Origin of the sequence: Arthrobacter sp. yr096 (genome assembly GCF_900108925.1) — a bacterium.
Classification (GTDB): domain Bacteria; phylum Actinomycetota; class Actinomycetes; order Actinomycetales; family Micrococcaceae; genus Arthrobacter.
The window spans coordinates 356,675-374,377 of sequence record NZ_FNYI01000005.1; the positions used below are offsets into that span (position 1 = coordinate 356,675).

General features: G+C 62.8%; 18 protein-coding genes. 7 read left to right on the forward strand and 11 right to left on the reverse strand.

Annotated elements, in window-relative coordinates; all coding sequences use genetic code 11:
• Positions 1 to 54: 54 nt before the first annotated feature.
• The 6 genes from BMY91_RS14990 to BMY91_RS15015 all read right to left on the reverse strand — a co-directional run bounded on the left by BMY91_RS14990 (position 55) and on the right by BMY91_RS15015 (position 6,943).
• The gene (locus BMY91_RS14990; RefSeq protein ID WP_090823250.1) at positions 55 to 1,209 is read right to left on the reverse strand and encodes a glycerate kinase; all 1,155 of its coding nucleotides are present in this window, start codon (positions 1,207 to 1,209) and stop codon (positions 55 to 57) included.
• 1 nt (position 1,210) lies between these two features.
• Complete coding sequence (dctA, locus tag BMY91_RS14995) at positions 1,211 to 2,704, reverse strand: C4-dicarboxylate transporter DctA (protein ID WP_090823253.1); 1,494 nt, start codon at positions 2,702 to 2,704, stop codon at positions 1,211 to 1,213.
• 94 nt (positions 2,705 to 2,798) lie between these two features.
• Positions 2,799 to 3,896 (reverse strand): tartrate dehydrogenase, encoded by a 1,098-nt coding sequence (locus BMY91_RS15000; protein WP_090823255.1) that lies wholly within the window; start codon positions 3,894 to 3,896, stop codon positions 2,799 to 2,801.
• Positions 3,897 to 4,026: 130 nt separating this feature from the next.
• Positions 4,027 to 4,935: a LysR family transcriptional regulator gene (locus BMY91_RS15005; protein ID WP_090823257.1), complete on the reverse strand. Its 909-nt coding sequence runs from the start codon at positions 4,933 to 4,935 to the stop codon at positions 4,027 to 4,029.
• A gap of 76 nt (positions 4,936 to 5,011) precedes the next feature.
• Positions 5,012 to 5,914: a diacylglycerol kinase catalytic domain-containing protein gene (locus BMY91_RS15010; protein ID WP_090823259.1), complete on the reverse strand. Its 903-nt coding sequence runs from the start codon at positions 5,912 to 5,914 to the stop codon at positions 5,012 to 5,014.
• 9 nt (positions 5,915 to 5,923) lie between these two features.
• The gene (locus BMY91_RS15015; protein WP_090823261.1) at positions 5,924 to 6,943 is read right to left on the reverse strand and encodes an SPFH domain-containing protein; all 1,020 of its coding nucleotides are present in this window, start codon (positions 6,941 to 6,943) and stop codon (positions 5,924 to 5,926) included.
• Between the two features lie 103 nt (positions 6,944 to 7,046).
• Here BMY91_RS15015 and BMY91_RS15020 point away from each other — a divergent pair, with 103 nt between their 5' ends.
• On the forward strand, positions 7,047 to 7,769 hold the full coding sequence (locus BMY91_RS15020; RefSeq protein WP_090823263.1) for an NUDIX hydrolase: 723 nt from the start codon (positions 7,047 to 7,049) through the stop codon (positions 7,767 to 7,769).
• Between the two features lie 77 nt (positions 7,770 to 7,846).
• Here BMY91_RS15020 and BMY91_RS15025 read toward each other — a convergent pair whose 3' ends face one another.
• The 5 genes from BMY91_RS15025 to BMY91_RS15045 form a co-directional block, all read right to left on the reverse strand.
• Positions 7,847 to 8,761: a phosphotransferase family protein gene (locus BMY91_RS15025; RefSeq protein ID WP_090823265.1), complete on the reverse strand. Its 915-nt coding sequence runs from the start codon at positions 8,759 to 8,761 to the stop codon at positions 7,847 to 7,849.
• A gap of 98 nt (positions 8,762 to 8,859) precedes the next feature.
• Positions 8,860 to 9,456: an AAA family ATPase gene (locus BMY91_RS15030; protein WP_090823267.1), complete on the reverse strand. Its 597-nt coding sequence runs from the start codon at positions 9,454 to 9,456 to the stop codon at positions 8,860 to 8,862.
• A 96-nt stretch (positions 9,457 to 9,552) separates the two neighbouring features.
• The gene (locus tag BMY91_RS15035; RefSeq protein ID WP_090823269.1) at positions 9,553 to 10,386 is read right to left on the reverse strand and encodes an enoyl-CoA hydratase/isomerase family protein; all 834 of its coding nucleotides are present in this window, start codon (positions 10,384 to 10,386) and stop codon (positions 9,553 to 9,555) included.
• A complete protein-coding gene (locus BMY91_RS15040; RefSeq protein WP_090823272.1) occupies positions 10,383 to 11,600 on the reverse strand; it encodes a CaiB/BaiF CoA transferase family protein in 1,218 nt (405 codons plus the stop codon). The genes BMY91_RS15035 and BMY91_RS15040 overlap by 4 nt, the downstream gene beginning before the upstream one ends.
• 28 nt (positions 11,601 to 11,628) lie before the next feature.
• A complete protein-coding gene (locus tag BMY91_RS15045) occupies positions 11,629 to 13,020 on the reverse strand; it encodes an SLC13 family permease (protein WP_090823274.1) in 1,392 nt (463 codons plus the stop codon).
• Between the two features lie 112 nt (positions 13,021 to 13,132).
• On the opposite strand from BMY91_RS15045, the gene BMY91_RS15050 reads away from it, so the two are divergent.
• From BMY91_RS15050 to BMY91_RS15075, 6 genes are all read left to right on the forward strand, one after another.
• Positions 13,133 to 13,897 (forward strand): IclR family transcriptional regulator, encoded by a 765-nt coding sequence (locus BMY91_RS15050; RefSeq protein ID WP_090823276.1) that lies wholly within the window; start codon positions 13,133 to 13,135, stop codon positions 13,895 to 13,897.
• A gap of 231 nt (positions 13,898 to 14,128) precedes the next feature.
• Complete coding sequence (locus BMY91_RS23160) at positions 14,129 to 14,287, forward strand: hypothetical protein (RefSeq protein WP_175538650.1); 159 nt, start codon at positions 14,129 to 14,131, stop codon at positions 14,285 to 14,287.
• Positions 14,284 to 14,547 carry a hypothetical protein gene (locus BMY91_RS15055; protein ID WP_090823278.1) on the forward strand — a complete coding sequence of 88 codons (264 nt, stop codon included), beginning with the start codon at positions 14,284 to 14,286 and terminating at the stop codon, positions 14,545 to 14,547. The genes BMY91_RS23160 and BMY91_RS15055 overlap by 4 nt, the downstream gene beginning before the upstream one ends.
• Before the next feature lie 397 nt (positions 14,548 to 14,944).
• Positions 14,945 to 15,400: a hypothetical protein gene (locus tag BMY91_RS15065; protein WP_090823282.1), complete on the forward strand. Its 456-nt coding sequence runs from the start codon at positions 14,945 to 14,947 to the stop codon at positions 15,398 to 15,400.
• Positions 15,401 to 15,513: 113 nt separating this feature from the next.
• Entirely contained in the window at positions 15,514 to 16,017 is a 504-nt protein-coding gene (locus BMY91_RS15070) for an SRPBCC family protein (protein ID WP_090823284.1), read from the forward strand.
• Positions 16,018 to 16,145: 128 nt separating this feature from the next.
• Positions 16,146 to 17,678, forward strand: coding sequence for a CYTH and CHAD domain-containing protein (locus tag BMY91_RS15075; protein ID WP_090823286.1), 1,533 nt, complete (start codon positions 16,146 to 16,148; stop codon positions 17,676 to 17,678).
• The last annotated feature ends 25 nt before the right edge of the window (positions 17,679 to 17,703 follow it).

A 17,703-nucleotide genomic window follows, 5' to 3' on the forward strand; every position in this document is an offset into this window, starting at 1 on the left:
GAAAGCGGACCAGCCCCCAATAATACACCGAATGGATTAACGACTTACTGAGCCTCAGACCCGGGCCCGCCCCAGCACACGCTCCCCAATCTCCCGCCCGATCTGCCGGAGCAAATCGCCTGACAACTCTGGGTCCTTGGAGGAGTCGCTGTCTGTGTAGTCAGTCAATGCGTACACCGACTCCAGGGACATCCCGGCCCACTGTTCCCGAGCCAGGAGCGAGCGACCCGCGACGGCGATGACTTGCCGGGTGCCGGAACGGCGGGCGACGGCGGCCGGCAGCTTCCCTGCCAGCGTCTGTTCGTCGATGCTGCCTTCGCCGGTGATAACCACAACGCAGGCCTCCTTGCGGGCGTCGAAGTCCAGGAGGTCCAGGAAATAGTCTGCGCCGGAAACCTGCTTCGCGCCGAGCAGCAGGCACGCGAAGCCGATACCTCCGGCGCTGCCGGAACCAGGGTGGTGAGCCAGATCCACAGCGTCGGCCGGGAGAACCCCTGAATCGGCGAGCTTCGAGGCAAAGTGGGCCAATCCGGCGTCGAGCGTTGAAACGTCGGCGGAAGTGGCCCCCTTCTGAGGGCCGAAAACGGCAGCTGCGCCGATGGGGCCGCAGAGCGGGTTGTGGACATCGCTGGCGAGGATGAGTTCGACGCCGGCAAGTTCCGGGACCAGCGAGCCGGTCACCGAGTGAACCTGGGACAGCGAGCGGCCGGAGCCGTCCAGTACATGCCCGGCGAGGTCGAGGAACTGCAGGCCCAAAACGGTGAGCATGCCCATGCCGCCGTCGGTGCTGGAGCTACCACCCAACGCCAAAACAACCCGGGATGCCCCAAGCCCCAACGCGAACAGGACAGCTTCGCCGAAACCGCGGCTTGACGCGTCCATCGGCTCCAGAACAGCTCCGGGGAGGACGGCCAATCCGCAGGTGTTGGCGACCTCCACAACGGCCGTGATGCCGTCGAAAGCAACAGTCGCGCGGACGGGCTGCCCGGTGGGGCCAGCAACGGTGCAGCTGTGGAGGCCGAAGCCGGAGGTGATGGCGGCGTCCACGCTGCCATCACCTCCGTCTGCGAGGGGAAGGATCTCGCAGTGGACCGTCCCGTTGCCGTGCGATCCCGCGGAGCGGAGCCCTTCAGCCAGGGCCTCGGCCACCTCGCTGGCGGTCAGGCTGCCCTTGAATTTGTCGGGAGCAATAAGAACGGTGGTGGTCATGTCAGACGGTCTCCGAGTAGGCGGGGCGGCGGTCGGATGGGGAGGTGTGCCTGGATGGCCCCTCGTCCGGTGAGCCGCTCTGGGCGGTGGGGTGCTTGGGGCCATGGTGTCCGTACTCGGTTAAGTCGTCATCGATGTCAGTGACTTCGTCCAGATGGATGGGGTCCTCGGAGGGCATGGGCTCCACGGTTTCGCCGGCGAAGACGCGGCGGGCGCGGTCTGCGTCCAAGGTGCGGTCCCACCAGGCGATGAAGAGGGTGGCGACGGCGTTGCCGGTGAAGTTGACCAGTGCGCGGCATTCGGACATGAACTTGTCGATGCCGAAGATGAGCATGATGCCGGCGGCGGGGATGGTGCCGAGGGTGGTGAGCGTGGCGGTAAGAGCAATGAATCCGCCACCTGCCACTCCTGCAGCGCCCTTGGACGTCAGCAGCATGACTGCCAGAAGTCCCAGCTGCTGCCCGATGGTGAGATCCGTGTTGGTGGCTTGGGCGATGTAGAGGGCTGCGAGGGACAGGTAAATGGCGGCGCCGTCCAGGTTGAAGCTGTATCCCGTGGGGACAACCAGGCCCACCGTTTCCTTCTTCACCCCGGCGTGCTCCAGTTTGCGCATCAGCCCAGGTAAGGCGGGTTCAGCAGTGGAGGTGCCCAGGATGAGCATGTACTCCTCTTTAAGGTGTCGGATCATGGTGAAGATGTTCAGCTTGAGGAACGCCATGACGGAGCCAAGGACAATCACCACGAACAGGATTGAGGTGACGTAGAACAGCGCGATCAGTCCACCCATGCTGGTGAGCGAGGAGACACCGTACTTGCCCACGGCGTAGGCCATGGCACCGAATGCGCCCAGCGGGGCGGCTTTCATGATGAAGCCCAGGATCTTGAACATCACGCTGGTGAGCCGCTGAATACCATCCAGCACAGGCGCCCCCACCTTGCCCATGGCATTCAGGGCGATGCCGAAAACAACCGCGATGAAGATGATCTGCAGAATGTTGCCTTCAACGAAGGGCGAGACCATGCTCTCCGGAATGATGTGCGTGAGGAACTGCCACCATTCCTGGTGCTGCCCTGCGTCGATCAGCTTGGCGGCCGAGTCCGAGGTCTGGATGGTGCTGGCATCCGCGTTGACGCCGTCACCCAGACGGAAGATGTTGATGGCCACGAGACCGAAAACCATGGCGCAAATGGTGCCGATCTGGAAGTAGGTCAGGGCCTTCAGACCCGTCATCCCCACCTTTTTCAGGTCGGCAACACTCGCGATGCCACCCACGATGGTCAGGAATACGATGGGGCCGATGAGCATCTTCATGGCATCAACGAACGTGGTGCCGATCGGTTCCATGGCGATGCCGGCCGCTGGAGCCAGCCACCCCACCAGGATGCCGATGACGATTGCGGTCAGTACCCAGAAGTACAGCTGTTTGTACCAGCGGGTCTTTGTTGGCGCCTTAGTGCGTGAAGCGGCTGCGCCGGCAGTGCTGCTGTGATCCATGATTCCTACCTCGTTGTGGAATGTCTCTGGAGGGAAAACTGAAGGTGACGTTCGACGGCGGCGGGCTGGCCGCCGTCGAACGTTGAGTCTGTGGTCAGACGGTCGCGAGAGTGGTGACGAGTGCCGCGATGATGGCCTCGGTGACGTCGTCGGTGGTGGCGGTGCCGCCGACGTCGCGGGTCAGATGGCCCGAGCCGGTGGCCGCTTCGATGGCTGCCTCCACACGGCGTGCTTCCTCATGCAGGCCGAAGTGGTCCAGCATGAGTGCGGCGCTGGCGATGGCACCGATCGGGTTGCTGATGCCCTGGCCGGCGATGTCAGGTGCAGATCCGTGAACAGGTTCGAACATGGACGGGAAACGGCGCTCCGGATTGAGGTTGGCGCTCGCTGCCAGGCCCAGACTGCCGGCGAGGGCGGAGCCGAGGTCCGAGAGGATATCTGCGTTCAGATTGGACGCGACCACCACGGACAGATCCTCGGGCTTGAGGATGAACTTGGCGCTCATGGCGTCAACCAGAACGCTTTCGGTCTGCACGTCCGGGTAATCCAGGGCGACGCGCTGGAAGGTTTCGTCCCAGAGGACCATGCCGTACTGCTGGGCATTGGATTTGGTGACCGAGGAAACTTTCTTCACGGTGCGGGTCCGGGCGAGATCAAAAGCGAATCGCATGATGCGCTCGCAACCTTTCTCCGTGAACAGCGCGGTCTGCAGTGCCACCTCGTTGCCAGGGCCGCGACCGCTCAGGTTGCGGCCGCCCAGTCCGGCGTATTCGCCTTCGCTGTTCTCGCGGACAACCACCCAGTCGAGTTCGGTGGTGTCTGCTTTGCGGAGCGGGGACTGGACTCCGGGGAGGAATTTGACCGGGCGGATGTTGGCCCACTGGTCAAAGTTCTGGGTGATGTTCAGGCGCAGGCCCCAAAGGCTGATGTGGTCCGGGACGTTCTCCCAGCCGACGGCTCCGAAGTAGATCGCGTCGAATTCCTTGAGGGCCTCCAAGCCCTTGGGGTCCATCATCTGCCCGGTCTTGGCGTAGTACTCCGAGCCCCAGGGGAACTCGGTCCAGTCGAAAGCGAACTTGCCGTTGGAGTTCTCAGCCAAGGCTTCCAGGACGCGGCGGCCGGCGGAAACAACTTCCTTGCCTACACCGTCTGCGGGGATCGATGCGATGCTGAATTTCTGGGTGGCGCTCATGCCTACCTCCTCGTTGAGTTTGTTAGCAGTGAGCCTGTTATGCGGGTCACACTGTTCTTCCTCTTCAAGTACACGGGGGAGGGGTAGGCGGCGTCCAAGACTTAGTTTCGATACGCCTGATAGGTACTGCCTATCTGTCTGCTCCGGAGCCACGTTCAGTGTGTTGGACGGCCACCTCCAGGAAGGCCTTTGCAGCCGGCGTGAGGTTCTCCTTCCGGCTGAGTACGGCCACATCGAGGTAATTCACCGGCTCCACCAGCAAAGTCCGAAGCCCGGCCTTATGAGCTGTAGGCGCCCACGACGACGGCATCACAGCATGCCCGACGCCCGCCAGCACCAGCGGCAGGATGGACGTCCGGTGCGCCACCTCCACCACGATCTCCACCTCTACCCCGTGGGCCAAAGCGTCGTCCACGAGCCACCGCATCAGAGATCCGCGCTGACTAGCGATGAGCCGGTGTCCGCCCAGTTCTTCGCGCTGGATGGCTGTGCCGGTGGAGGGGAATGTATCCGCATGCGGGTTGACGATCAGGATCAGCGGTTGCCGCTCGAGCTCCAGGACCTCGACGCCGGGGACCTTGATGGGAGTCGATGAACCGGCAAGTCCAACCTCGTGACTGCCGCTGCGGACAGATTCAATGACTTCTTCCGGAGTGAAGGCGGCGCCGACATTCAGCCGAACCGACGGGTGAAGTTGGGTGAAGGAGGCAATCATTGACGTCAGGGGCTCTATGCCCGGAGACGGCATGGTGATGATGTCCAGTTTTCCGCTGCGGATCCCGCGCAGGGATTGAACGGCGGACTGCGCCGCGTCCAGGTCCCGCATCACGAGTCGGGCCGGGCCCACCAGTTCCTTGCCTGCTTCGCTGAGGACAGCCCGCCTGCCGATGCGGTGAAAAAGGGGAACGCCGAGCTCCTTCTCAAGGCCCGCTATGGTTTGGGACAGCGACGGCTGGGCGATGAGGAGATGTTCAGCAGCGCGGTTGAAGCCGTCGTGATCCACCACGGCGAGGAAGTATTTGAGCTTGCGCGTGTCCATGGCCTGGGGTCCTTTGGAATGTCGGGCGAGGGCATCGATAGTTTATGCCTATCAACCCTTCTGGGCACCGGTTGGATCACACCACCAGCCGCAGCGGCGTGCGCCCCAGCTGAACCACAATTTCCTGTCCCCACGACGCCGTCAGCCGGTCGTCTTCCATGCCGTCGCCGAACACCACCAGCTGATCGGACGCTACGGTCATCCGGAGAACCTCCCCGGCTTCCAGGACGCCTTCCGTCAGTGAGGCGCCGGTGACAGGTGAGGGCCAGGCTTCGCGGACAAACCACGCGAGCCGGGGATCGGTGGGTGCCGGCAAGGCACGCCCGCCGCGTTCGAGGGCTATGGAGGCGCACCAGCCGGTGGCGCCGGTGCCCGTGGACACGATCAGGCCGGACGATGATTGCCGTTCGGTCTGTCCGCCCGCCTGGGTGAAACTCGGGGCCGTGATGGAGTATTTCGCCGATTGGTGTGAGGCATGCCCGATGAAAACTTCGTTGAGCGCCGAAAGCTGCTGGCCGTCGTCGAGGGTTGCTGTCACGGTGGTGAGGTCCTGGCAGCGCAGCCGCCCGACGTCACCTGCACTGAGCAAGGCAGCGGCGGCAGCCGGTGTGTGGCGGACCAGGATGCCAGGGTTGGCGCCGGGCTCGGGATCGATGCCGATCACGGGTTGGCCGTTCAGGTACTTGGCCACATTCGCCACCAATCCGTCTTGCCCCACCACGGCGATGATGTCCTCCGCGGTGAGCAGGAAGCGGCTGAGGTCTGCGCGTTCCACCTCGGCTTGCCGCCAATCAGACGGTACGGAGGACCTGATAGTTGCCAGTGCGTCAGTCAGGCGGTCATGCCGATCCTGAACGTCCTGGATTCCCCGGCCGCGGGTGCTGAGGAAGAATTCGGCCTGTCCGCGGGTGGCGTGGCGGTCCAGGAGTTCCTGAAGTTCGGTCCGACGGTGGACGATGACGATGCGCGGGGTTGCCATGGCGGGTCCTTACTTGGTGATTTCGGCGGTTGCGGCGGGTTCCTTGAACAGTCCGGCCAGGGCTCCGCTGAGCAGGTCCGGAGTGATGGTGAGGTTCCCGATGTTCGGCAGGCTGCCGGCTGCGTCCTTGAGCGCCAGGGCCAGCAGGGTGGCCTGTTCCATGCCGCGGTAAACCTCCATGGTGGCGGCTTCCCGGGCCGCGGCGGCCTCACCCACAAGACGGATTTGCTGGGCCTCGGCGGCAGCACCGATGCCCTTTCGTTCAGCCGATCCTTGGGCCTCGATGAGTCCCGCGGCTGCCTTCTCTTCAGCAGCGCGCCGGGCGTTGGCGCCTTCCTGTGCTACCAGGTTCTCGCGGCGGACGGCCAGTTCGATCTGGCTCGCCATCTCGTTTTCGGAGATAGTGCGTTCACGTTCGACGGCGACCGCTCGCCTTTCGTACACAGCCCGGTCCGCTTCGGCTTGAAGCTGCTCACGAACCGGCGTCTGCAAAGCGCGTTCGACGTCGGCCTCCGGGCGAATCGCGAGGACCTGCACGGCCAGGATCTCGATGCCGGTGGACTGGAGCCTCGCGTCGGCACGGAGTGCGTCGGTCAGCACCAGCCGGAGTTGGCTGACTCCGCGTTCAAGGGCTTCGGCGAGCGTGGTGGTGGCGATCTGGTCTATCGCGTGGCTCTGGCACAGCTGGCCGATGATGGTGGACACCTGCTCGCGTCCGGTTGCCGGCGCCTTGCCCGCTGACTGCAGTCCAAAGTCCAGGCGGGTTGAAACGGCCACGGGATCGATGAAGCGGTAGGTCACGTTGGCCTGAACGCTGACGTCCTGGTGGTCGCGGGTAATGGCGTGGAAGAGGGTGGGCAGTTCCTGATCGTCCACGGGAACCTCGCTGAGGACGGAGTTCGCGGGGCGGAAGAAAAATGCCTGTCCAACTCCCTGGTGCTTGACGGCGCCCTTCTGCAGGTGGACGACATAGCCGGTGGGGCTGCCAAGGAAGTGGCTGATCCAGGGGTAGCGCTTGATGATGGCCATGATGTTCTCGCTTTCATTTGTTCTCGTCAACTTGACGATAATTAAACAGTAGAGCGGCCTCGGCATTATTGTCAACATGACGATAAGTACCTACGATTGATGCATGCCTGAATCCCATCCGGCGCCTGAGCGCTTCCCGGTGACCGTCGACGTCGTCGCCCTTACTGTTCGCGATGGCGAGTTGAACGTCCTGCTCATCACCCGCCTCATCGAGCCCTTCCGCGGCAAACTCGCACTGCCGGGTGGCTTCGTCCTCGCAGCGGAGGACCTGCTTGAGGCGGCGGGGCGGGAACTGGCGGAGGAGACCGGCGTCGAACATCTCCCCGGGCACTTGGAGCAATTGGGAAGCTATGGCCCGAAAGGGCGCGACCCCCGTGGTGACGTCCTGACCGTAGCCCACCTGCTGTTGGCGCCGGACTTCCCGGTGCTGGCGGCGGGCAGCGACGCCGAACAGGCCGCGTGGTACCCGGTTGCTGAGGTTCCGGAATTGGCCTTCGACCACGCGCGTATCCTGGACGACGCACTGGAGAGGGCCAAGGCAAAACTTGAATACTCGCCGCTCGGTGCGGCCTTCTGCGGTGAGGAATTCACCATCGCCCAACTCCGGGCCGTCTATGAAGCCGTGTGGGGCACACGCCTGGATCCGCGGAACTTCCACCGAAAAGCGACCGGGACGCCCGGCTTCCTGGACGAAGCCGGACGGATGACAACGGGCGACGCCGGGAGGCCGGCCGCGCTGTTCCGGCTCGCCCCCGAGGCGCGTCCGACGGCGGGCCAACCCACGCGCGCGGTCCTGAACCCGCCACTGATGCGGCCGAGGGAGTAGGGAGGCGGCCCTCCCTGCAAGGGGACAGATAACTCCTTAGTGGGAGCTCAGAGGGACGTTATCTGTCCCTCAGTCCTTCACAGCTGTCCGACCAGCGTCTTTATTCGGGATAGGAAACAGTCCCTCACCCCGGGGTTAGGGGCTACCGAGTCAAAGACAATGGCCAACATGACGGCCGCATCCAGTCTGAGGAGCGGCCAAGCCGCACTGCCGACGTCGATGCTTCCGCCGCCTTGGGTGTAGCCGTCCAGGAATGCGCTGAAGTTGATGCCGTTTTCCTCAACGATCGAATACTCCTCGAGCCGGGCAAGCTCCATTTCGGGAGGCGCCAGGAGGGCGTTGCTCCAGTCGAAGATTGACGATGGCACACCGTCGAGGACCCTGACGTTTTGGCGTCGAAGATCCAGATGGGTGAGGCGCGGGGCGCGGATGTTGTTTTCTATGGTGGCGTGCAGAGCTGCCGCGTCGGGAAGCGCTGGAAGGACGTGACGATTACGGAGTTCCGTGTAGCGCTCCTTCAGGCGGTGCACGAGCCGGGCTGCCAAGGGCATCCCATGCTGAGCCACCAGGTTGATGTTCGGACAGGGTTGGCGATGCATGGCAGCAACCACTGAGCCGAGGGCGGCGGAATCCAGCTCCGTTCCGTCGTCGTCCATAACTTCCAGAATCAGTACTGAAGAATCGTTCTGCTCGACCAGGTCCACGACGCAGGCAGTTGGTATTCCGTTCTCAGCCGCCCACCGCGCCATGGCCATCTCCTGATGTTGGAGCATGCGGGCTGATACGCCCCGATTGTTCGCTGTGTTGAATTCGACTGAACGTGGAATTCGGTAGCCCTCCCGGTTCCCGCCCAGTGTTGCCTCGTAGAAGTCGAACTCAGTTCCGGCTCCTGCCAATCTCACGGACTCGGCGCATCGGCGAGCCGCGACCGCAAAGGCGGTCCCCGCCGTCGTGCTCTCGGCAGACTGGTTCAAAGCGGCAGTTGTCGGCATGGGGCGAGCCTACCTGGCGGGCGACAGGCAGCGAGTCAAGCGGTCCCGCTGCCGGAACATAGGGGCAGATAACGCGCTATTGAAGGCCCAATGGGGCGTTATCTGTCCGCTGGTTGGATGAGTGCGGGTTCCCTGGCGGCAACCGCCCGGTTCAGCTGGGCCAAGACTTCGCCAGGCTCGCCGTTGGCGTCCACCTCAACAAAGTTTTCATACTCAGGTAGAGAACGGTATGCCTCCCGGAATGCCTCCAGATGGACAAGGGACTCGTCATCGGTTCCGCGGGCGGTGACGCGTTGGTGGGCGAGGCGGGGATCGGCGTCGAAGTGCACGTGCAGGTCAGGGGTTGGCAGTTTCTCGAGTAGCCGAGGAATCAACCGGCCCCGCTGCAACCCATGGGCCTGGCGCAGCGCCAGTTGGCAGTGCAGGTGGCGGTCCATCACCACTAAACCGTCGAATCGCTGGGCGCGGGCGTGGTTGACCAGTACGTTGAACAGGCGAACGCCGGTCTCGACGAAGTCGGCAATGCGTGGCGGCAACTGCCAGCCGAAGCGCTCGCTGAGCACCGACATTCGCCTCCGGGCAGCGTGATTACTGAGCAGCAGGGCGCTTCGTCCTTCAGCGCGAGCCGAATCGACCAAGGCGCGGGCCGCCGTCGTTTTTCCTGAGCCGTCAATTCCCGTCAGAACAATGAGCATGAGCCCTCCCTTCGTCTTCTGTACAACTCGTTCCATGTACAACGCGGGGAGGGCGTCACTTGTGCCGGTTGAGGTGCAGATCACACCTCATGCGGCTTAATCCACAGGCCGCCACCTGAACTGCGGCTGCTCACGGTTAAGGAACGCGCTGATGCCGATCTCCATGTCCGGACTGTCCGGCATGGCAGCCCAGGCGTCAGCCCATTCCCGATCAGCGTCGGACGGTGAGGCGTCCGCGGCGTCCACCAGTCGCTTCATGGAATGCATGGAGAACCGCGAGCGGCTCCTCAGTGAACTGACAAGCGCCGCGGACTTCTCTTCAAAGGACGCTGAAGGCACGACGTCGGCCACCAGGCCAAGTGCCCGGGCTTCGGTTGCGCTGAACGTCCGTCCCGTGAGGAGGATGTACTTCGCATTGGCTTGCCCCACCAACCGGACCAGCCGTTCCATGCCCGGGCGGGGGTAGATGATCCCGATTTTGGCCGGAGTCAGACCGATCACGGCGCGGTCGTTGGCGATGATGAAGTCGCAGGCTGAGGCTATTTGCCAGCCGCCGCCCATGCAGGCACCATCCACCAAAGCGACGGAGGGCTTGGAGAGGGAAGCGATGGCAGCATCGGCCCCACTGAGATGATCCACGGAGGTGCCGTCCGGTTGGGCATCCACCAGCACAGAAGAGAGTTCACTGATGGAGGCCCCGGCGCAGAATGTGTCCCCGGAACCACGCAGCACAACGACAGCCACGTCCGCGTCTGCCTCCAGTCGAGGCATCAATTCCTGGATCTCCCAGCACATTGCGCGGGTCAGGGCGTTCCGCTGTGCGGGGTTGCAGATCTCCACGGTTGCCACACCATCGGCGATGGAAACGGAGATGCGGCCTGCACGTGAAGCATCGCTGCGGACCCTTTCGGTGGAGGAGAGGACGGTCATCGCTGGGCTCCAATCTTTGCCGGCCCGCACACAACGCGGCCCTCGCGCTCAAGCCGGGTGACGTCGTCGTGCGTCATTCCGCGTTCCATCAGTACCTCGGCAGTGTGCTCGCCCAGAAGCGGCGGCGGCGAGAGGATCTCGCTGGCCTGCCCATCAAGGCTTAGCGGTCCGCGCAGTAGCGGGAGCTCGGAGCCGTCCAGTCGCTGGCGGTGTTGAACGAGACCCAGGGCGGCAACCTGTTCCGAGGCCAAGGCTTGCGTGTAGTCGTAGATGGGGCCGCAGGGGATTCCCGCCTGGCTGATCAGCGGAACCCACTCGGCGGCGGACTTGGACGTAAGGGCAGATTCGATGAGCTCAGTGAGCTCATCCCTGTTTGCCGAACGGTCCGCTCCGGTGATGAAACGGGGATCCTCCATTGCTGATGGAACGCTGAGCAGGCCGCAGAATGCCCGCCATTGCTTGTCGCTGCCCACCGCGATGTTGATCGAGTCCGTGGCCGTAGCGAACATGCCGTAAGGCGCAATGACGGGGTGGTTGTTGCCCTGTGGCGTGGGTGCTTCGCCCAGGCTCATTGCCTTCTGCCCCTGGAATGCGGACAAGTTCAGGGCGGTCTCCAACAAGGACGTTGACACCCGGCCGGGGCGTTCGCCGTTCCGGGCTCCCAAGAGAGCTGAAACTATGCCAAACGCACAGATCATTCCGGAGGTGATGTCCACGATCGGCACGCCCACACGATAAGCCGAGCCAGGCCCGGGACCGGTGACGGACATCAGCCCGGACATTCCCTGGATGACCTGGTCCAGTCCGGCGTCGTCCTTGAGGGGGCCGGTGTTTCCGAATCCGGTCACGGAGCCCACTACGAGCCCGGGGTTCAACTCATCAAGCCGGGCAGGAGTGAAACCCATTTTCTCCAGCGTGCCAGGCTTGAAGTTCTCCACCAGAACATCAGCGTCGGCGATCAGGCCGGAGAGGATGTCTTGTCCCTCGGAAGAATAGAAGTCCAGGCATACAGACACTTTGTTCCGGTTGACGGAGTCGAAGTAGAGGCTGTGCCCGTCCTGGAAGGGAGGCCACTGCCGGGCGGTATCGCCCCCGTTGACGCTTTCCACCTTGATGATCCTGGCACCCATATCGGCCAGGAGTGCAGTGCAGTAGGGGCCTGCGAGAGCTCGGCTGAGATCGATCACGGTGATTCCGCGAAGTGGTTTGAGCATGGTAGGCACCTTTCGTGCGTGGGACTGGTTAGAGACTGGACGGAAGAACAAGGGCGCCAACAAGCAATAGGGGACCGGCCACCACCATGGAGAGCCCCCACCGCGTGAGGAGTCTGGTGATGCGGGGGCGCTCATCAGCGTCGACGGTGGCCACGAACGTGGCACCTACGGTGGAGAACGGCGAGACGTCAACGATCGAAGAACAGACGCCCAAGGCGGCAATGACAGCCCACCCGGCGATGTCCCCGGACGCCACCAGTGGGAGGGCCAGCGGCACCAGTGCCGCGAGCATGCCAGTGGTGGAGGCGAACGCTGACACCAGGCCGCCGATCGCGCAGATCACCAGGGCGGCCAGCAACGGAGTTCCGACGGCGCCGGCTGCTTCGCCCAGCAGGGCGACGGCTCCCATGGTCTGAAGGACTCCGACGAACGTGATGATCCCGCCCACCAACAAGACGGTGGACCAATCGATCTTGCTGACGGCCGATTTGCCCGATTGCGGATCACAGAGTGTGAGGACCGACGCGAACGCAAAGCACAGGACGCCGATGTCCGGGTTCGCGCCAAGGATGGACATCAGGATGACGGTGAGCACCAAGCCAGCCATGCAGAGCACCGTGATGATCTGGTTGCGGTTCAGCCGAAGGCTCGACGCCGGTGCCTCCGTGGGCGGTTCGCCGCCTTCCAGGACCTGGACGGTTTTGGCGGTCGCCTTCTGGCCCCGGGCAATGTTGCCCTCACGCTCAAAAGGGTGCGACGGCATCGGGCGGCTTGCGCTGAAGCGCGGCACAGTGGTGCCAAAACCGTCAGCGGTGCGTGTGTGGAGTAGCTTGAACCCGCCGAACAGAACGTAAGCCGTAGCCAACAGCAAGAGGTTGGTGCCCAACGCCACGCTGAAGAGGACCAACGGGTCGAGGTCGATCCCGGCAGCCCGGGCCGTGCCGTAGGTGACGATTCCGAAGAGGCTGGTGGGGGCGAATCCTCCGGCGCTGAGGCCCGAGCCGATCGCAATTCCCATGAGCATGCGGTCGATGCCGTATCTCTTGGCCAATGGCATTCCTATGGGCGCCATGACCAGGCCGGCCAAGGGCGAACCCATGGCCGAGATGCCGATGGTCAGCGCAAAGAAGGCCACCGGTAGAAAGAAGGCGCGGTCACCCACTTTGGTGATTGCCATTTCGATAATGCGGTCGATGGTGCCGTTGGCTTGGGCGATCGCGAAGAAGTAGGTCACTCCGACCAGGAGGACCAGGATTCCGATGGGAAAGCCCGCCACCACCTTGTCGATTGTCATCCCGGCCATCCAGACGCCAACCCCGGCAGCCGCTGCGAACATGAGCACTCCGATGTGCACCTTGCGCAGTGTTGCCAGGACAAAGACGCCCACAAAGATGGCCAGGGCAAGTATTTGCCATTCCATAAGCCCGTTCTCCAATCAAACTTCGTCGGTTCACTGGATGAACCATTGGTTCATTTTGGGAAGTCGCCTGTAATGTAGGGCACTGGGAGTAGTCGGTCAAGCGGGAGGGTGAATGAGTACGCAGAGCGTGGTCACGGCGATACGCGTATTGGAAGCCGTCTCGGATAACCAGCCTGCGGGGCTGTCCGAGCTGAGCCGCGAGGTGGATGTGCCCAAGGCAACGGTCCTCCGGATGCTCAGGACGCTTGGCGAATTGGGGTGGGTTTCCCAGTCCGAGGCGCAGGCCGGGAAATGGGTGCTGACCAACCATGCCTTCGCTGTAGCCAGCCGTGGAAGCAGCGGTTCCGTGATCCGCGATGCCGCCATGGGCCCGCTCAACGCGCTGCAGTTGGACACCACCGAGACCGTGCACTTGGCGGTGCCGGACCGTGGCTACATGCTGATCATCGAGCGCCTGGACACCCCGCACGTCCTCCGGGCTTTCCTGCCACTGGGGTCGCGGCTCCCCATGCACGCCTCTTCCACAGGCATGGCCTATCTGTCTGCCGCGGATGAGGTCTTTGTCAATGAGTATCTGGCCGGGCCGCTTGAGGCGCTGACGCCGCAAACCGTTGTTGATCCCGCGCAGCTCAGGGCGATGATCGTGGACACCCGCGCCCGTGGGTACTCCATCAATGAACAGGGTCTCAGTACGGGCATTACGTCAATCGGTGTCCCATTGCTTGGCCCGGGTGGCGTGGCGGCCGGGTCCATCTCCATCTCCGGCCCCTCAAGCAGAATTGTGCCCGCGAAGTATCAGGAGTACGGCGAGGCTGCTGCGGGGACTGCCTTGGAAATCAGCCGTGCCCTGGGGGCCTTCTCCACAAAGGGGTACTAAGTTTCCTGACCAAACTACTTCGCGGCGACCCAAAGGGTGCTTATCATGATGCTGTGAACGTGCTCCGCCCGGGCATCAGTTGGATTTGAAACCTATCCGGGTGGGTGCGTAACAAAAATGGAGATGCACGTCTCCATTTGGTGCCCGTTGGCATGGGTGGCGCTCCGTTAGCGGAGTGTCAGCGGACGCCTTCCTGAATAAACAACAGTTATTGAAGGGACGCGTAGCTCAATGAACACACTCCTTATTATCGCCGGTGTTATTGCGATCATCCTGCTCCTGGTTGGAGGACTCAACCAGGCTCTCAGTTTCTTGCTGTGGGTTGGCATCATCCTGCTCGTCCTGGCAGTTCTTGGCTGGGTTCTGGGCCGTGGGCGGTCTCGCGTATGACAACTGATCCAAGCGAGGTAGCCGGTTTCGATCAGGTTCGCGATGGAACCACAACCCCGGGAAATCCCATCCCGCGGGATCCCGCATCGGCTCAGACCGGCCGCCAGCCTTCAGTCGGTGACGCATCGTCGGAAAGTCCGGACGACGCCGTCGATGCTGGTCCCAGCGAATCAGCCACCCCGCCTGGTCCGGCGGAACAAAAGGACGAAAAGACTGCGGACAACCGGGGTCTGACAACCGAAACCAATCCCACGGATTGATCGGGCCACGTGCGGCCGCGGCGGGAGCAATCCCGATCCGCGGCCGCACTTCTTTGGCTACCAGGGGTTTTGTCAGTATGCTTACTAATAACTGGGGGTGTTGGTTCAGCGATTGGAGCAGTGATGCGAATCGGTTCAATCATTGGATTGCTGGTGGTGGTATGGCTCGTTATCGGGGCCGTGGCCGCCGGGCAGCGGGGCTATTTCACGGCTCCGCCGGCGCAGTGTTCTCAGTTCGCGACGATTGCGTTGAATATCGTTGCGGGTCCCTTGAATTACACGGGACTGGATCCCCAAGGGGGATGTGAAATTCCGCAGCCCTCGTGATTTCAGCGAGGCAGTACCTTAGCGCGTTTATTCAGATATTGCTAAGATTGCTGATTAATTTCGTGCGGGCATGGACATCCCGCCGACTGCGCTTATAGGTTCGAAGAGTTCCATAAACAGGTTCACCGCTGAGGAAAGGACAGGTCGCATGGACAAGAAAGACGCCACACCGGAAGAGGCAGTGGGAGGCTATGGCACCCCAACCGCAGAGCAGGAAGCAGGCGGAGGGCAAGCCCAGCCCCGCGTGGAAGAGGACCTGTCTGAAGCCGGTTTGAGCCAAGACAGTCCCGACGGCGAAACGTACGCCACGGGCGCACCCAACCTCAGCCATCTGGATCCTGAGAATTCAGACAGCGCGGGGGAACCCGGCGCAGGCCGCTTTGGCGGGATCGACGAGCAGTCGCACGCCGAGCAATCCTTGCAGCCCGATGGCGGCGCCGAGGACTTGCCGGATGGCAGCGGCAACGATCTCCCGCAGGAACAGTCACCGAATGACGATGACGAAGAAAGTTTTGACGCCGGCTAAGAGCTTTGGCTGGCGCGCTTGAACTGGCGCGCCACTGGTTAAGCAGCCAGCTGGCTGGCGCGCCGCCCCACTTGACGAAACAGCACCCGAGACACGATCGAAGGAGCAAAACCTTGGCAACCGTCAATAAGTCAATCGAAGTAGATGTCCCCATATCTGTTGCTTACAACCAATGGACGCAGTTCGAAGCCTTCCCCGAGTTTATGAACGGGGTGGAGGCCGTTGAACAGATCGATGAGACGGCCCTTCATTTCTCCACCAACGTGGGAGGTGTGAAGCGCGAATACAATGCCCAGATCATTGAGCAAGCTCCGGACTCCCTGGTGAGTTGGGCCAGCGTTGACGGTCCTCGCAACGGCGGCACTGTGCGCTTTGAACCCCTTGGGCCAGCCCGGACACGCGTCGACGTCGAGATTGTCTGGGAGCCCGAAGGCTTGGCGGAGAAGGCTGGATCCGCCCTGGGCGTGGACGGCATGCGGGTTGGTGCAGATCTGGACAAATTCAAGAAATTCATCGAAGCCCAAGGCCATGCCACCGGGGCTTGGCGTGGCACGGTGTCAGGTGGCGATGTGGATGACACGGGAGAGTCCACCCGTCCCCGCTCCATCGACATCTAGCGCTGGGGTTCTTCCTGACCCACACTGGATACAGCACCAATAGATAGCTCCAACGAGGGCCGGCCACCACAACGGGCCGGCCCTCTTGGCATACCGGAAACAACCACGAGTGAGGAGTTCTGACGGCCATGGCAACGTCCAGCAACGTGGAGGCCGAGCGGAAATTCGACGCCGATGCATCAACTCCGCTTCCGGCGCTCCACAAGATCGACGGGATTGGAAAAGTTGGCGACCCCACCAGCCACAGCCTGGAAGCGATCTACTTTGACACCCGCCATTTGGCCCTTGCCGCCCGGGGCATAACGTTGCGGCGCCGCACGGGAGGCCTGGACGCCGGCTGGCATCTCAAACTCCCGCTCGGCCCTGGCAAGAGAACCGAGATCCACGCGCCTCTGGGTAATGCCGAGACTGTCCCGGTGGACATCATGGACCGTGTTCTCGCCTACACCCGTGGGCATGCAGTGGCGGCAATCGCCACCCTCACCACAGACCGCACCACGTACGCCCTGTACGGCAGCAACGGAGAGCGGGTGGCTGACTTTGTTGATGACCATGTCAGCGCCCATGTGGTGGTCGGTGAGCCACGGGAGCTGCGATGGAGGGAGTGGGAGGTGGAACTGGCTGCGCAGGACGGCGCAGCTGACATGGACCTCCACCCGCTGGACATCATGACCGAACAACTCGCAGCGGCGGGAGCCAAGCCCAGCGAACGAACGTCCAAGCTGGCCACTGCCTTGGGTGAATCCTGGCCCGAGGCCAAGGGAGCCGGCCAGGAAAAACCGGGAGGCAAGAGCGCCGCTGTGGTTCCTGTCCTCGATTACCTCGCAACGCAAGTTGCCGATCTCCTTCTTCAGGACGCCCACGTGAGGCTGGGCCGCGATGATTCGGTCCATCAAATGCGGTCAATCATCCGCCGGATCCGGTCGGTGCTGCACACGTACCGCAATCTCTTCACCAAAGATTCTTCCGGTAGCGTCGAGACCGGGCTGAAGTCGCTTGCCAAAACACTGGGCCGTTATCGCGATACTGAAGTCCTGCACCACCGGCTCAGGAACGATCTTGAGGAGCTCCCGGGAAAGCTCGTTTTGGGTCCACTGCACGATCACCTCGATCAACGGATGGCGATCAGGGCGGATACTGCCATGGCGGCGGTCAAGAACCGGCTGAACAGCCCCCGCTATTTCAGGCTCCTGGACGAGTTGGAATCGTTCATCGACGCCCCGCCGCTGGCTCCCAAAGGAAAGAAGCGGGCCACGAAGACCACCGCCAAGCTCGTCAACAAGGCCGCCAAGAGGCTTGGCGAACGCCACGAAGCCGCGGTGGGCGCCGTCGTCGGGCCTCAACGTGACACTGCGTTTCATGAGGTGCGGAAGTCCGCCAAGAAGTTGCGCTTTGCTGCAGAGGCCGCGGTGGGCGTCCATGGTAAGCGGGCCGAACGGCTGGCGGATGCGGCGCATAAAGTCCAGTCGATACTGGGTGAACACCAGGACAGCGTGATGGCCCGCGCTGAACTGCTGAAGCTGGGCTCGGCCCCTGACGTTGGCAACAGTGCTTTCACGTACGGACTGCTCCATGCGATGGAACGTTATGCTGCCGACGCTACGGAGCAGGAGTATTTGCAGAACGGCGCCAAGGCGCGGAAGCTGCGGCTCAGGAAATGACAAGGCCCGACGCCGGAACAACCGT

What these genes read in the sequence shown, in the direction of transcription:
- BMY91_RS14990 (WP_090823250.1), bottom strand. Translation starts at nt 1,209, where the DNA reads ATGACCACCACCGTTCTTATTGCTCCCGACAAATTCAAGGGCAGCCTG.
- dctA (WP_090823253.1), bottom strand. Translation starts at nt 2,704, where the DNA reads ATGGATCACAGCAGCACTGCCGGCGCAGCCGCTTCACGCACTAAGGCG.
- BMY91_RS15000 (WP_090823255.1), bottom strand. Translation starts at nt 3,896, where the DNA reads ATGAGCGCCACCCAGAAATTCAGCATCGCATCGATCCCCGCAGACGGT.
- BMY91_RS15005 (WP_090823257.1), bottom strand. Translation starts at nt 4,935, where the DNA reads ATGGACACGCGCAAGCTCAAATACTTCCTCGCCGTGGTGGATCACGAC.
- BMY91_RS15010 (WP_090823259.1), bottom strand. Translation starts at nt 5,914, where the DNA reads ATGGCAACCCCGCGCATCGTCATCGTCCACCGTCGGACCGAACTTCAG.
- BMY91_RS15015 (WP_090823261.1), bottom strand. Translation starts at nt 6,943, where the DNA reads ATGGCCATCATCAAGCGCTACCCCTGGATCAGCCACTTCCTTGGCAGC.
- BMY91_RS15020 (WP_090823263.1), top strand. Translation starts at nt 7,047, where the DNA reads ATGCCTGAATCCCATCCGGCGCCTGAGCGCTTCCCGGTGACCGTCGAC.
- BMY91_RS15025 (WP_090823265.1), bottom strand. Translation starts at nt 8,761, where the DNA reads ATGCCGACAACTGCCGCTTTGAACCAGTCTGCCGAGAGCACGACGGCG.
- BMY91_RS15030 (WP_090823267.1), bottom strand. Translation starts at nt 9,456, where the DNA reads ATGCTCATTGTTCTGACGGGAATTGACGGCTCAGGAAAAACGACGGCG.
- BMY91_RS15035 (WP_090823269.1), bottom strand. Translation starts at nt 10,386, where the DNA reads ATGACCGTCCTCTCCTCCACCGAAAGGGTCCGCAGCGATGCTTCACGT.
- BMY91_RS15040 (WP_090823272.1), bottom strand. Translation starts at nt 11,600, where the DNA reads ATGCTCAAACCACTTCGCGGAATCACCGTGATCGATCTCAGCCGAGCT.
- BMY91_RS15045 (WP_090823274.1), bottom strand. Translation starts at nt 13,020, where the DNA reads ATGGAATGGCAAATACTTGCCCTGGCCATCTTTGTGGGCGTCTTTGTC.
- BMY91_RS15050 (WP_090823276.1), top strand. Translation starts at nt 13,133, where the DNA reads ATGAGTACGCAGAGCGTGGTCACGGCGATACGCGTATTGGAAGCCGTC.
- BMY91_RS23160 (WP_175538650.1), top strand. Translation starts at nt 14,129, where the DNA reads ATGAACACACTCCTTATTATCGCCGGTGTTATTGCGATCATCCTGCTC.
- BMY91_RS15055 (WP_090823278.1), top strand. Translation starts at nt 14,284, where the DNA reads ATGACAACTGATCCAAGCGAGGTAGCCGGTTTCGATCAGGTTCGCGAT.
- BMY91_RS15065 (WP_090823282.1), top strand. Translation starts at nt 14,945, where the DNA reads ATGGACATCCCGCCGACTGCGCTTATAGGTTCGAAGAGTTCCATAAAC.
- BMY91_RS15075 (WP_090823286.1), top strand. Translation starts at nt 16,146, where the DNA reads ATGGCAACGTCCAGCAACGTGGAGGCCGAGCGGAAATTCGACGCCGAT.